The sequence below is a fragment of the Novilysobacter viscosus genome, from assembly GCF_046600715.1.
GTDB classification, from domain to species: domain Bacteria; phylum Pseudomonadota; class Gammaproteobacteria; order Xanthomonadales; family Xanthomonadaceae; genus Lysobacter_C; species Lysobacter_C viscosus.
On the sequence record NZ_JBJMAV010000001.1, the window covers coordinates 677,552 to 691,613 of the forward strand.

At 63.3% G+C, this 14,062-nt stretch carries 12 protein-coding genes; 10 read left to right on the forward strand and 2 right to left on the reverse strand.

Annotation, left to right across the window (positions count from 1 at the left end):
• Positions 1–61: 61 nt before the first annotated feature.
• The 5 genes from ACJQWL_RS03145 (at position 62) to ACJQWL_RS03165 (ending at position 6,683) form a co-directional block, all read left to right on the forward strand.
• A complete protein-coding gene (locus tag ACJQWL_RS03145) occupies positions 62–1,138 on the forward strand; it encodes a serine hydrolase domain-containing protein (protein ID WP_411300690.1) in 1,077 nt (358 codons plus the stop codon).
• Positions 1,139–1,219: 81 nt separating this feature from the next.
• Positions 1,220–2,347: a diguanylate cyclase gene (locus ACJQWL_RS03150; protein WP_330967810.1), complete on the forward strand. Its 1,128-nt coding sequence runs from the start codon at positions 1,220–1,222 to the stop codon at positions 2,345–2,347.
• A gap of 450 nt (positions 2,348–2,797) precedes the next feature.
• Positions 2,798–3,874 carry a HEAT repeat domain-containing protein gene (locus ACJQWL_RS03155; RefSeq protein WP_330967811.1) on the forward strand — a complete coding sequence of 359 codons (1,077 nt, stop codon included), beginning with the start codon at positions 2,798–2,800 and terminating at the stop codon, positions 3,872–3,874.
• Positions 3,871–5,403 carry a glycosyltransferase family 2 protein gene (locus tag ACJQWL_RS03160; RefSeq protein ID WP_330967812.1) on the forward strand — a complete coding sequence of 511 codons (1,533 nt, stop codon included), beginning with the start codon at positions 3,871–3,873 and terminating at the stop codon, positions 5,401–5,403. Before ACJQWL_RS03155 ends, ACJQWL_RS03160 begins: the two co-directional genes overlap by 4 nt.
• A complete protein-coding gene (locus tag ACJQWL_RS03165) occupies positions 5,400–6,683 on the forward strand; it encodes a YaiO family outer membrane beta-barrel protein (RefSeq protein ID WP_330967813.1) in 1,284 nt (427 codons plus the stop codon). Before ACJQWL_RS03160 ends, ACJQWL_RS03165 begins: the two co-directional genes overlap by 4 nt.
• A gap of 141 nt (positions 6,684–6,824) precedes the next feature.
• Here ACJQWL_RS03165 and ACJQWL_RS03170 read toward each other — a convergent pair whose 3' ends face one another.
• Complete coding sequence (locus ACJQWL_RS03170; protein WP_330967814.1) at positions 6,825–8,381, reverse strand: winged helix-turn-helix domain-containing tetratricopeptide repeat protein; 1,557 nt, start codon at positions 8,379–8,381, stop codon at positions 6,825–6,827.
• A gap of 184 nt (positions 8,382–8,565) precedes the next feature.
• Here ACJQWL_RS03170 and ACJQWL_RS03175 point away from each other — a divergent pair, with 184 nt between their 5' ends.
• From ACJQWL_RS03175 to ACJQWL_RS03195, 5 genes are all read left to right on the forward strand, one after another.
• Entirely contained in the window at positions 8,566–8,790 is a 225-nt protein-coding gene (locus ACJQWL_RS03175) for a tautomerase family protein (RefSeq protein ID WP_330967815.1), read from the forward strand.
• Positions 8,791–8,931: 141 nt separating this feature from the next.
• Positions 8,932–9,423 (forward strand): cupin domain-containing protein, encoded by a 492-nt coding sequence (locus tag ACJQWL_RS03180; RefSeq protein ID WP_330967816.1) that lies wholly within the window; start codon positions 8,932–8,934, stop codon positions 9,421–9,423.
• A 500-nt stretch (positions 9,424–9,923) separates the two neighbouring features.
• Positions 9,924–10,811, forward strand: a complete 888-nt coding sequence (locus tag ACJQWL_RS03185) for an alpha/beta hydrolase (RefSeq protein ID WP_330967817.1) — start codon at positions 9,924–9,926, stop codon at positions 10,809–10,811.
• A gap of 110 nt (positions 10,812–10,921) precedes the next feature.
• Complete coding sequence (locus ACJQWL_RS03190) at positions 10,922–11,629, forward strand: transposase (protein WP_330967818.1); 708 nt, start codon at positions 10,922–10,924, stop codon at positions 11,627–11,629.
• Between the two features lie 382 nt (positions 11,630–12,011).
• A complete protein-coding gene (locus ACJQWL_RS03195; protein ID WP_411300691.1) occupies positions 12,012–12,911 on the forward strand; it encodes a hypothetical protein in 900 nt (299 codons plus the stop codon).
• A 238-nt stretch (positions 12,912–13,149) separates the two neighbouring features.
• Here ACJQWL_RS03195 and ACJQWL_RS03200 read toward each other — a convergent pair whose 3' ends face one another.
• A complete protein-coding gene (locus ACJQWL_RS03200) occupies positions 13,150–14,061 on the reverse strand; it encodes a restriction endonuclease (RefSeq protein WP_330967820.1) in 912 nt (303 codons plus the stop codon).
• Position 14,062 lies beyond the last annotated feature (1 nt).

Genomic DNA, 14,062 nt, shown 5'->3' on the forward strand with positions numbered 1-14,062 from the left:
AGGCATGCATGCCATGGCTGGGCGAGCCTGAGCGCTCGTTTCCTGCCAGAAAGAGCCACCCATGACACCCAGCCATTCCGCTTCGCGCCTTGCCGTCGTTCTCTGTGCCGCGCTGCTTTCCCTTGCTTCGGGCTGTGCTTTGGATACGCGGCCGCACGGCCTCGCCGAGTTTCCGAAATCCCCGCACTGGAATGCACCTGCCATCACCCGACTGGCCCGCGAAGCCCCGCAGCACCGCTCCGACGCACTGATCATCGCCAAGGAAGGCCAACTGGTGCTCCGGCAAGGCCAGGCCGTCGAGAAGATCAATACGCATTCCGTCCGCAAGAGCATCATTGCCGTGCTTTACGGCATGGCCATCGAAAAGGGCCTGCTGGAGCTCGACGACAGCCTGGAAGAGCTGGGTTTCGACGACCGGGGAGCGCCCCTGACCCAGGTCGAGAAGCAGGCCACGATCCGCGACCTGATGACGTCCCGGTCGGGCATCTATATCGACGCCTCCGGCCAGAACTGGGAACGCCCGGACCGGCATGCCTCGAAACCGGGCGAAAAGTTCTTCTACAACAACTGGGGGTTCAATGCGCTCGGCGAAATCCTCGAGCGCGAAACGGGCATGGCGCTGGGCGAGGTGATCGCCACGTGGCTGGCGGAGCCTCTGGGAATGCAGCACTTCACGCCCGCCGATGTCCATTGGGACGGCATCGACGGATCCAGTGTCCGGCAATACGTGATCTACATGAGCGCGGACGACCTGATGCGCCTGGCCGTGCTCGTGGCCGAGGAAGGCAACCATCGCGGCGAGCGGCTGGTCTCGGCGCAGTGGATCCGTGACATGACGGCCATGCACTCTTCGACCGCTACGGACCCGAAACGCGCGTTCGGCGGCGGCTTCTTCGACGGATACGGCTATATGTGGTGGACGCGCCTCCACGGCGGCCGGCGCCTGCTCTGCGCCGACGGCTGGGGCGGGCAGATCGTCATCATCGATCCGGAAACCCGCGTGGTCATGGTCAGCCGCCGCAACACCGGCACCAACCTGCTGGCGCAGGGCTGGTTCATCTGGCGCGGAGTCGAAACCGACCGTCCCTATGTGTATGCCCTGTTCGAACGGGTCAACGCCCTGTTGCAGGCGGGGTAAAACCGGGATTAAAACCGGGGTCAGAGTGGAATGGTCCGTTGTCCACAGACACCTGAGAATGGCAATATCAACCGGTCAGGCTTGCATCCCGACTACCTGTCTGTGGAATGCGGGGCAGCCCGCTCCGACCCCCTGTTTTTGCTTTTGCCCTATGCTCCCGCGATGTCGAATGGTGCCGAACGCCCCCGCCATTTGAGCTCATTGCCAAAGCGGGCCTACCGCTTTCGCGTATTGGGCCTCGGGCTCGCGGCGCTCCCGCTTGCGGCGGTGATGCTCGAGATTGAGTCGCCGCCCTGGGCCTGGGCCTGGATGGTGTTGTCATGTTTGCTCTGGCCCCACCTGGCCTACTTCAGCGCCAGTCGCGCCGGCGATCCGTTCAAGGCGGAGCTGCGCAACTTCATGGTCGACTCCATGCTGGCCGGCAGCTGGGTGCCGCTGATGCATTTCAATCTGCTGCCGTCAGCCGTGCTGCTGACGGTGGTGACGGCCGACAAGATCAATTCCGGCGTTCGTGGCCTGTGGCTGCGCTCATTGCCCGGGATGTTCGGCGCGTTGGTTCTGTTCGGCCTGTTCACGGGCTTCGCGGTCAACTACGTTACCAGTACCACGGTGCTGTTGGCCTCCCTGCCAATCATGGTGATCCACACCCTGGCGGTGAGCTGGAGCAGCTACGAACTGGTGCGGCGGGTGCGCAAGCAGAACCTGCGGCTGGCCGAGCTCAGCCGTCGCGACATGCTCACAGGCCTCGACAGCCGCCGCCACTGGCAGGAGCAAGCCGAGACTTCACTACGCAAGCACCAGGCTCATGGCCAGCCCGCGACCCTGTTGTTCGTCGACGTGGACCACTTCAAGCCGATCAACGACCGCTACGGCCACGCCGCCGGCGACGACGTGCTGCGCGCCATCGCCGCGCAGCTACAGGCCACGCTCAATGGCCCCACGACCGCTGGCCGGCTGGGCGGCGATGAATTCGCCATTGTGCTGCCGTTGACACTGGAGGAGGCCGCAGCGGCCGCCGAACGTCTACGCGTGTCCGTCGCGGCGCTGCGCTTCCCAGAACAGCCCGAGCTGCGCTGCTCGCTCAGCCTTGGCATGGCCGAAGCGCCCGGCTCCGGCCACGGGCTGCGCGAATGGATGGAAACCGCCGACCGCGAGCTGTACCGGTCCAAACAGGGTGGCCGCAATCAGACCTCGGTCGCAGGGAACTAGTCGCGTCTCCGGAGCCTCGCAACACTAAAAAAACGGGTCAGAGTAGAGGGAACCAGGCGCACTTGATTTCCGCTGGAATCGCCCGCCTTCTGGACACCTGACAATGGGGACCGCCCCGGAGGTGTCGAGTGGAAAGACACCAGACGCGCGACCCCTGTTTTGGCTCAACCGGCCGACTTGAAAGGTGAATCGACTCTGACCCCTGTCCTTCCCATACCGGCTCTCGACGCTTACCTTCGCAAATCGCGAAGATATAGGGGAACTAGGTGAGTTCAATTGCCTCCGTCCCCTATCTTGTCGTTATCAGGTGTCCGCGTTACCCGGGCCTCTCCACTCCGTCCGCTCGACTTCGTCGCCTGGCACCGCAACCGCATGCGCCTTCGCTACGAAGCAGCATTCAATGAACCTGAACCCGTCCCCTTGACCCCACTTCTCCAGTAGCTGGCAACCTTGCGACCCGCAGACTTCCTGATCGACGCTGCTCCCAAGCTCGTCTTCGCGTTCTGGCTCGGAGTTGCAGTCCTCATCCTTGCAGCATTGATGTTGACCGTGATCCTGGTCATGCGGAAGCTGATGACGCGCAGGGAGCGCAATCATCAGCGCGCTGCAGCGGCGTGGCACACAGTCCTCGCGGCCGCCGATGCGGGCGCACCCGTCAAGGTGCCATCGCTCCCGCGTCGGGACGTCACTGGATTCCTGGAGGTCTGGAACGAGTTGCACGCCGCGCACCCCGGCGATCGTGGCGACGGATTGCTTCGTGTAGCCGCTGAGGTAGGCCTGGATCGTCATCTGTTGCATCTGCTGGAGCACGGTGGATTCCATACCCAGGTGGTAGCGATCATTGCATTGGGTCACCTGCGAAACCGGGATCACTTCGCACTGGTGGCACGGTTCATCGATGACAAGAGCCCGATCGTATCCTTGTGCGCGGCGCGCGCTCTGATGCAGATGGATCCGTCGTCTGCCGTATCGATGTTCGTGCCGCAGATCGTTTCTCGTGACGATTGGTCGGAGGGTCGGATCGCCGCGATCCTGCATGAGACCAGTACGCCTGCCGTGTCGAAGGAGTTGTCGTTGGCTACCTTGCGCGCCAACGCCGATGTTGCGCCGCGCCTGGTGCGGTTCCTCGCCGCCGTCAGCCCGGAAGAGGCGGCGCCGGTGATCCGCAGCATCCTCGCAACGCCCGCCGATGACCATCTGATCTCGACCTGTCTTCAGGTGATGTCCCACACCGCCGACCTCGACAGCGTCCGCCCGCTGCTGAAGCACCCACGCTGGCACGTGCGCATGCATGCTGCCGCCGCTATTGGCCGGCTCGGCATTCCGGGTGACGAGAAATTGTTGGTCGACATGCTGTCGGACGAGCAGTGGTGGGTCCGTTACCGGACCGCGCAGGGCCTCTTGAACCTGCTGTTGCTCGACGAGTCGCGCGTCCGTTCCATCCGCGACGCGCACCCGGACCGGTTCGCCCGCGACATCCTCGACCATGTACTTGCGGAACGCGCCATCCGGGGCGCGCACGCTTGAACCTGACACTCTCTCCGGGCGCCACCGCCGCACTTGAATGGATGCAGTGGCTGTTTTTCACCTACTTCATCTGCATAAACCTGGCCTATCTCGCCCTGAACTACGTTTCGGCGTTCAGTATTTTTCGCTACATGCGCGGCCACGGTTTGCACTACCTGCTGAAGAACTTCACCTCATACCAGCCTCCGGTGACCATCCTGGTTCCAGCGTTCAATGAGGAAGACTCGATTGTCTCCTCCGTGCATTCGTTGTTGCGACTCAACTATCCCGAGTTCGAGATCCTGGTGGTCAACGACGGCTCTACGGACGCCACCTTGTCCGAGATGGTCCGTGCATTCGAGTTGTCCGAGTTTCCCGAGGCGTATCGCAAGCGCCTGGAAACGAAGCCGGTGCGCGGCATCTACGCCTCGACGCGCCATCCCAACGTGCGCCTGGTCGACAAGCTCAATGGTGGCAAGGCCGATGCACTCAATGCTGGCGTCAACTGCGCGCGTTATCCGTTGTTTTGCGTGGTCGACGCCGATTCGGTCCTGCAGCAGGACAGCCTGGGGCGAATCGTGCAGCCCTTCCTGGAGGATTCCAGCACGGTCGCAGCCGGCGGCGTCATCCGGGTGCTCAACGGCTGCACGGTAAGGGATGGCCGTCTTGTTGGGGTGGACCTGCCCAACTCGATGCTGGCCAGGTTCCAACTGGTGGAATACCTGCGTGCCTTCCTGTTCGGGCGCCTGGGGTGGTCGCCGTTCAACGCGCTGCTGATCATTTCCGGCGCGTTCGGCATGTTCTACAAGGAACGCGTGATTGCCGTCGGTGGCTATAACCCCGGCTCCGTCGGCGAAGACATGGAACTGGTGGTGAGGATGCACCGCCAGCTGCGCACGGAACGACGCCCTTATCGCATCTCCTTCGTCCCTGACCCGATCTGCTGGACCGAAGCACCCGAGGATCTGGGCTCGTTGAAGAACCAGCGCATGCGATGGCAGCAGGGGCTCGCCGAGAGCCTGTTTCCGAACATGCGCCTGATGTTCCAGCGCAACGGCGGCGCCGTGGGCTGGATTGCGTTTCCATTCATGCTGGTGTTCGAGTGCATCGGGCCGGTCATCGAGGTGGTGGGCTACGCCTCGATAGTCACGTTGTGGCTGTTTGGCCTCGTTTCGCCGGAGGCGTTCGCGGTGTTCCTGTTCGCATCCGTGGGGTTGGGCGTTCTGCTGTCGGTCAACGCGATGTTCCTGGAAGAGCTTTCTTTCCACCTCTATCCGCGACCGCGCCAGCAGCTGAAGATCTTCATCGCGGCGGTGCTGGAAAACTTCGGCTATCGCCAAATGAATTCCCTGTGGCGCCTGATGGGACTTGTTCGATGGGCGACAGGCCGGAAAGGCAAAGATCAGTGGGGAGAGATCCGCCGACGTCCGTCGTGGCAACAGAATGATCCACAGGCGCAACCGGCGCCTGTCGTCCACAATGCTCCCTCGCGCGATCCCGCGCCGACCCAAGTACCTGCAAAGATGCCGAACGAGGATTCGAAGTCATGATCCTGTCCCAGATCGCCCTGTCTCTTGCGCAGGTACTGGCGCTGTCATCGGTACACCCGGCCACAGAGGAGCCGGTATCGCCATCTGCGCAAGACCTCGTCGTGCAATCCGAGCCTTCCGATGCGCAGCTGCTGCGTCAGGCGCAAGCGCTTGCAGTTGCGGGCAACCGCGAGGACGCGCTGCGCATCTACAACCGGATGCTTGAACGGTCGCCGGGCAACTCCGACGCACGTCTCGCGCGGGGCCGCACATTCGCGTGGATGGAGCGCTGGGAGGAGGCCGAAGACGACCTGCGCGCCGTGGTCGAACAGTCGCCCGGGTACGCGGATGCCTGGTCGGCGCTCGGGGACCTGTACTTGTGGAGCGATCGCCCTGGCCAGGCGGTCACGGCCTATGACCGCTGGACCAGGCTCGCGCCCGATGAACCGGCCGCTCTGGTTGCACGTGGGCGCGCACATCGTGCGACAGGCAATATGGGCGCGGCACGGGCCGACTTCGAGGCGGCGCGGCGGCAGGGCGGGAATACTCCGCAGATTGATCGCGAGATGGCATCCCTGTCTCCGCGTGTGCGAGACCAGGCAGCGCTCGGGCCCCTCGGGTACACGTGGTCGACGCGCATCGGCGCCTCGCACACGAGCTTCAGCCCCGAGCGTGACGCATGGAACGATCAGGAACTGTCGCTGCGACGCCATTTCACCCGCGGCTCGGTCGCCCTGGAGTTCTTGCGCGCGCAACGGTTCGACCGCCGTGGCAGCGCATTGGCACTTGATGCCTACGCACCGCTGTGGCAGCGCGCCTATGCAAACATTCGTTATCAGAACAGCATTGGCAACCATCTCCTTGCCGACCAGGCGTGGCGTGTCGAAGTTTTCCAGGACGCAGCCCTGGGCTGGGAGTTGTCGGGCAGCTACGATCACCTCGACTTCGGCACGAGCACCGACATTTACGGTATCGGCATCGGCCGCTACGTGGGCAATTTCTATGCCCGCTACAAGGCGCTGCATGTTGCCGGCTCCAGCACCATCAGCCATCGGGCATTGCTGCGGAACTACTACGCAGGCAATGGCGATGACTATTTCGAGATCGCCGCTGGCTCTGGCCGAGAGAATGAGGATGTTGCGTTTGGCAGGCCCGTGCGAACAAGCAGTTCGTCGTTCACCGCAACATTCGTCAGATATTTCCAGCCGCAATGGGGATTGAAGTTGACCGTCGGCCACGCACGCGACGTGGACGGTTTCGATGAACGTCGCGTCTCGGCATCGGTCCTGACCCGTTGGTAAATCGGCAGGGGCCACCCGCAAGCCTGCAGTCGGCCACCGCTGGCTCGACGCCAGGCGGAAACAGGAAACAGGGGTCAGAGTGGGCGGCCCCCCGTTTCTGAAAAGTCGACTCTGACCCCTGTTTTTGTTTTTGTTTCGCCCTTAGAACCCGAATGCGGCCAGTGCCGCTGATACGCGCGCGCGGGTGCTCGCCGACTGCATCGGGAAGGCGAGGAAGAATTCGGCGCGGCCCAGTGCCCGATTGCGCGTGCGCACGTTGGCCGACCACGCAGCGGCGCTGTCCGTGTTGCCGGCCAGGGCATGGGCGGCCACTGCGATCATGGCGATCAGCACGTGGGCGCCGGGTGCGCGTGCGGCGCGTTCCGCCCAGTCGGCCGCTTCGGCGTCTTCGCCCTGCATCATGTGAGTGAGGGCACGGGTGCCGACCATCGCGTAATGCAGCGGGTCCAGCGGGCTCAGGCGCATGGCCAGGTCGACGTGTTGCCGGCTTTCCACGCTGCGCTCGGCCAGTGACTCGGCCCAGCCGCGGGCGTAGAGGCCCTGCGCGTAGTGCGGACTGATGGTGGTGGCGCGCTCGAGCCAGCCGAGGCTCCCGTGCAGGTCTCCCTCAAGCCAGAAACTGCGGCCCATGGCGAAGTTCACGAACGGGTCGACCGGGTCCAGCTCCAGGGCGCGACTGGCGAACTGACGGGACAGGAGGCTTTCGCCGGCGTAGTCGTCGCTGTGGTGCATGAAGGCCGTCTGGAAATGCACGAACGACAGGCCCGCGTGCGCCCGCGCGAATCCCGGGTCGGCGTCGATCGCCTGCTGGAAGAGTGCCAGCGCCGCCGCGTTGTCGGTGCGGTTGAAGCGGTACATGTGCTGCAGCCCGAGGTGGTAGGCCGACCAGGCATCCAGGCTTTCGCTCACCGACAGACGGGCGATTGAGGCCTCGTGCAGAGGGATCCTGATCTCCAGCGCGGCGAGGGTCTGATCGCGGATGTCCTCGCGCAGCCGATGCACGTCGCCGATGGCGACCTCGAAGTGCTCGGCCCACACGACGCCGCCGCTGCGGGTGTCGATCAGCTCGACCATCACCGCCAGCCGGCCGCGCAGGGTCTCAACGCTCCCTGAAAGGTAGTAATGCACGCCGAGCAGCCGGCCGATCTCGCCCGGGTCGGCCCCGGCGCCACGCAGGCGGAACGAGGACTCGCGGGCGATGACGAACAGCCAGTGCAGGCGCGCCAGATCGGCGATCAGTTCGTGCGGCAGCGCATCGGCCAGCGCTGCGTAGGGTCCGACGGCGCCGACGTGGCGAAACGGAAGCACCGCGATGGAAGGCCTTGCGCCCTGCCCGGCAAGTGGCGCCGCCGGCTGCGCGGCACCCGACAGCACCACCGCGCCCGAGTCGACCACCCGCGCGTCCGCCACGAAGCGGAACCCCTTGCGCTGGACTGTCCTGATGAGCCGCTGCTTCCTGCCGTCGTCGCCCAGTGCACGCCGCGCCGACTTGATCCGGCTGTCGATGGCCGAGTCCGACACTGCACGGCCGTCCCACACCTTGTCGATGATCTCGCTGCGGGACACGACCCGCTCGCGATTGGCCACCAGCAACGCAAGCAGGGCGAAGACCTGCGGCTCCGTTGGCCGCACCTCGCCGCTGGCGCGCAGTTCCAGCTTGGCCAGATCCAGATCGAACGTATCGAACCGGTAGATCATGCCGGGAGCTTAGCGCAGCTCAGGATGGCCCTCCGCAGGTCTTCAGGCGATCTCCGGCACTTCTCCAGCAAAGCTCCAAGACCGGCCGAACCGAGCGTGTTGAACTTCGATACACGGCCCCGGGCCCCGACGCCGGAGCCGTGAAGCGTCCAACCACCCGATCGACCCGAGACGGAGAACCCCGATGCCCATGGTCACCATCGACGTCATCAAGGACGTCTTCACCCCGCAGCAGAAACAAGCGCTCATCAGCAAGGTCACCGACGCCGTTGTCGCCGTGGAAGGCGAGAGCCTGCGCGGTGTCACCTGGGTCCGCATCAACGAGTTCGAAGGCGGCGACTGGGCCATTGGCGGCAAAGCTCTGAAAGCCTCCGATGTCCACGCCATGGCGGCGGCGCAGGCGGCCTGAGCACAACCGGACGAGGCGCGGAACGGGTAATCGCTACCGCGCCGACCCGGCGGCACCGCGCGCGTGCGTCAGGTCAGCAATGTCCACCTCCAACGGGCGGCGTCCGCGACGCCGTAGCGTCAGGAAATGAGGAGCGAACGTATGTACCGTTCCACCCCGATCGGCCGTCCTTTGCAGGCGGCCCTGTGCGCTTCGCTGCTGGTGTTTTCCGGCGCGCCCGGATCCTCCGCCGCGGCGGAGTCGAAGGAGCAGGAGCCGGCCCTGACCCACGCCGCCGGCGATGCGGACCTGGTGTGGGGGCCTTGCCCGCCGTTCATGCCCGACGGGTGCGGCATCGCCGTGCTCCATGGTGACCCGGCGAAGCCCGGCGTCGACGTGTTCTTCAAGGTGCCTGCAAGGACCGCCATCCCCCGGCACCGGCACACCTCGGCCGAGCGCATGGTGCTGGTTGCGGGCGAAATGGAGGTGACCTATGACGGGCAGGAGCCGGCGGTGCTGAAGCCGGGGACCTACGCATTCGGCCCGGCGCAGCGGCCGCACAGCGGCTTCTGCGCCAGCGCCTCGCCCTGCGTGTTGTTCATCGCCTTCGGGCCGCCGCTGGATGCGGTGCCGCTCGAGCCGGGGGCGAAATAGAGCAGGCTCAATGTGCCCAGGCATCCGGCGCCCGGCCGGCGTGGCGACGGGCGCAGAACTGGGGCCAGAGAAAAAAGCGTTGCCGACGCGTAAATCGCTGATACCCCTCCTGCCCGACATGCCTCACGCCAGAACACGAGCAGCCGCGTCAACTCACGTGGCTCTGGCGAACCTCGCCCGGAACCGGGGAACGCTTGATCGCCTTGTGCACGTAGCGCGCCACCCACTTGTAGAGTCGGTTGCGCGGCACACCCAACCCCAAGGCCAGCTTCGAAACCGGCTTGTCGCCCCGTTCAACAGCCGGTTCGCTTCACGCTTGAACTTCGCTGTGAACCGCTGCCGTACCATCCAACACCACCGGGGTTGTCCCCATTCTCAGGTGTCTGGGGAACGCGGGCCACTCCACTCAGACCCCTGTTTTCGGTCAGCGTATATGCCCACTGGCCTCGCATCATGCAGGGTCGCGTTGTTCAAGGATATCCATGTTCAGGAGACCACCCGTGCGCAGACCTGCAGGAATCCAGCTCATCGCCCCGGCGATGCTCGCCATCGCGGCACTTGCCGCCTGCATGGCGCCGGGCGCGCGCCAGGACATGGCGGCGCAAACGTTCGACGTGCAGGTTCCGGCGGGCGCCCATCAGCTGCCGGGCACGCTGTTCGTGGCCCAGGGCCCGGGCCCGCACCCGACAGTGGTGTGGTTCCACGGTTTCCCGGGCCTGCCCGCGCCGATGCCCGAGGCCGTCAAGACCTTGCGCGATGCCGGCCTCAACGTGCTGCACGTGCACTACAGCGGCAGCTGGGGTACGCCCGGCAGCTTCGGGCCTGCGAGTGCGATGCAGGATGCGGCTGCGGTGCTGGCGCATGTCCGCGCCGCCCCGGCGTCCTGGCGCGTGGATCGCGAACACATCATCACGGCCGGCGACAGCTTCGGCAGCTGGGTTGCCTTGCAGGCCGCTGCCGCGGACCCGCGCGTGGCCTGCGTGGCCGGAGCGCTGATGCTGGACCTGGGTCGCACCGGCCGCGATATCGCCTCCAGCGAGGACATGCGCGCCGCGTTCGGTGGCATGTTCGCGCAGGTGGAACAGGACGCCAGCCTGGGGTTCGAGCTTGACGGCGGCGCCGCGGGGCTGATGGCCAGCATCGTCGACGGCCATGTCCGGCACGACCTGCATGCGCTTGGATCGCGCCTCGCAGGCCGCCCGGTCCTGCTCATCGGCGCGGCGGAGGACGAGCTCGCCCCGATCGATGCCCACCTCCTGCCGGTTGCCGAGGCGCTGGCAGCAGCAGGCGCGGATGTGACCCACAAGGTCCTGCCCGGCGGACACGAGATCCCGGATTCCGCCTACGCCGGCATCGTCGCGGACTGGGCGCGTGGGAGCTGCGATTAGCCAGAACAGGGGTCAGAGTCGACTTTCCCACAGCGTGAAAGGGTGAGCGCTGATACAGCAGGGTCCGCCCCGGCATCACCATGGCCGGCCCGCCTTGTCGCACGGACGCCATGCCCCGCCTCCCCCGCATCGACCTGCCCGGCATCCCCCAGCACCTGGTTCAACGCGGCAACGACCGCCGGCCGTGCTTCTTCCAGCCCATCGACCACGTGCGCTACCTCGACGAGCTGCGCACCGCCGCCACCCGCGCCGGCTGCGCCATCCATGCCTACGTATTGATGACCAACCACGTGCACCTGCTGGTGACACCGGGCGCCAGCGGCCAGATGGGCGCGATGATGCAGGCGCTGGGCCGACGCTACGTGCGCTACGTAAACGACCGCTACGGCCGCACCGGTACCCTGTGGGAAGGCCGCTACAAGGCGTGCCCCGTGCAGAGCGACGCGCACCTGCTGCGCTGTTACCGCTACATCGAGCTCAACCCGGTCCGCGCCGCGATGGTGGCCGCCCCCGGCGACCATGCGTGGTCCAGCTACGGGGCCAACGCATTGGGAACACGCGACGCCCTGGTCACGCCCCACCCGCAGTATCTGGCGCTGGGCCGCGATGAAGCCGCCCGCCTGTCGGCCTACCGCGCCTGGGTCGCCGAGGCGGTTACGCCCGAGGAACTGGAGACCATCCGCAACCGGTTGCAGCGCCAGCAGGCGCTGGGCACCGACCGCTTCACCGCGATGATCGAAGAGCAACTGGGGCGATCCGTCGGGCCCCGGCGCATCGGGCGGCCTCGGCGCTCAACAGCGCCGGCCGGGTCGATCTGAAAAGTCGACTCTGACCCCTGTTTCTGGCCTGCAGTGCGCGCACGCAGTAGTCGGCCAGGCGGATGCCCATGCGGCCTGCGCGGTAGGAGCCGTAGAAGACGAGGACGCGTTCGAACATGGGGACCTCGGTAGTCGTGAGCGCTAGGGCTACTGTCGCATCTACCTACGACGACAGCTCGCCGCACCCCACAGCTAGAGATCGCTCGGGCTTGGGCGGGCCACAACTCTTCTATGCTCGGAATCTGCACTCTGACCCTCGTTCTTGTCAGCAGACCCGGCCGGATCCATCTGAAAAGGTGACTCTGACCACTTTCTTTTCTCGCCCGACTCCTGTTCTTCGCTTATGTCAAAACGCGGCTCCATAAATCACGAGGCGACAGCAATGCCAGTGCTTGAAAACATCCACGAAGAGTATGGTCGGTTCGAAGCCCTTTCCAAAAGCTCACATGGGCCCCATCTGGCGGAATACACTGACGCCCTGTACGCAAACTTCTGCCACTCGTTTAAAGAAGCCGACTATAAGACGAGTGTAATTTGGGTGGGCCGCAGCTATCTCGCCGCAAAAAAAATACTTCTTGCGGGAATATGCTTCACGCAAGCGGAAAAGCTGTATGAGATGAATTTCAGAAACTTAACTGCCTACACGCTTTATTACGCGTTATTCAGCGCACTCTCCGCAAATCTTTTAATTAACCCGCATACTAAACTCAGTCTGTCCAGATCCATTAGCCATAGCGCACTACCAAAGCAGATACGCAGCCTGCTAGTGCGGAACAGAATATACGAAGAATCCACCTTGGATCTGCTGCGCGATCTACGTTTCGCTCGCGAACTCCACAGCTATCACCTACCGCTGTCAGCAAGCTTTACGTCCGACTCGTCGGACGGACAGCATTACCTGGAAGCCGTCCGTGAAGCAATGCCCCGGGTTCTTCAACTCTCAAGTCTGACTTCACACGTCGCATATCGCGCGTGGACACGGAAGGTCGGAGAGATTGACGACCAATACGATCAGCACCAACTTTTCGTCGATGAGTTTTTTGAGTCCATCGTGGGTCGCGACGATGCCTCTGGCAGACGGATGCATTATGACTCGGCTGACTACTACCTCTTGGGCTACCTGCTGACCCGAGTCAAACAGCCCCTGCCATTATCCTGGCTGATTGAACAAAAGATGTCAGAAGAACTTGAAATCTATTGGCAGAGCCAACGCGAGGATCAGCCGTTTGAGTATGATCCTGCTATCGCCTCGAGTTACCTTTCAAGCGCCATGCCCGTATAAGAAGCGTTGCATACGTTCAAGACGGACGGGTTGCTCGCGCCGTGGGGAGCTCAGTCACCCCGCGCATTTCGACGCAGCCGAACGAAACTCGCCCGCAATTTGCGACTATCAATAGACGGAATAGGCGAAGAGTGGCCCATCACAGACGGCAGACAGCGCAATAGTCGGATTAAATTGAGACATCGGAAAACCAACCTGCCCCTTTCGGCTTCGGAATGTCGACTGCCCGAGTCCTTGCCTAATCGAGAACAGCCTCAGAAACGATATCGTCTAACACTCCATCGTAGTCATCTGAAAAACCCCATCTCTCGAGCTTCTTTTTATCAATCAGCACGAAAATCCTGTCGCTGGCCGCAAGCTTCAACACCTGAGTGCTAGCACCACTCGTGAATCCGGATAAAGAAACGATTATTCCAATCTTACACGCGCCTCGCTTGACGGAAATAACTGTATTTAGCTTGCTCACTACCTCTTGCGAGGCCTTGTCTGAGCGATTCTTTGCTTCTACAACTAAAAAAGGAGCAGACATATGAGCCCAACACCTTCGCCCATCAATCGTCGTCAATTGGACTACAACATCCAACTCCTCACTAGCCGTCTTATAATTACAGCTCCGCACTCTAAAATCTTGAACTTGAGAGAACATAAAATGAAGCAGCCACTCAAGTGTCTTTCCCTTTAGATCGCTAGTCGATGCAGACAAACAGGCTTCAATCCCGTGTCGAATCAGCTCCTTTCGAACGTCCGGATCAACTGCAAATTCCTCGACGCCAAGGAACTTAAGCAATGGGAGGGGTGGCGATATGGCGAGAGCATCGTCAATTAGAGCTACCTCTGCGCCCACCTCGGATAGGAGCAGCAAAGCTTCACGGGAACTGAGCGCAGTCCAGTCCACAACACACAGTAAACGAGCGCCGGCAATTTTAGCAGCGCGAAGTCTTCGTTCGAGAAATGATGGAACTTTGTTTCCCACAACTATGGCAAGGGCGGCACTCCCGTTAACATAGTCAGGCGACCAGCGAACGCCACCTAGGTCCAAGGCTCTCGTCGGCTTGGACCATCCTTCCTCGAGAAAGAAATCGCTCCGCTCAATTGCGGCAAGAAGCCCATCTCGCTCGAACCCAAAATCTTCCTGATCCTCGCTTTCCATA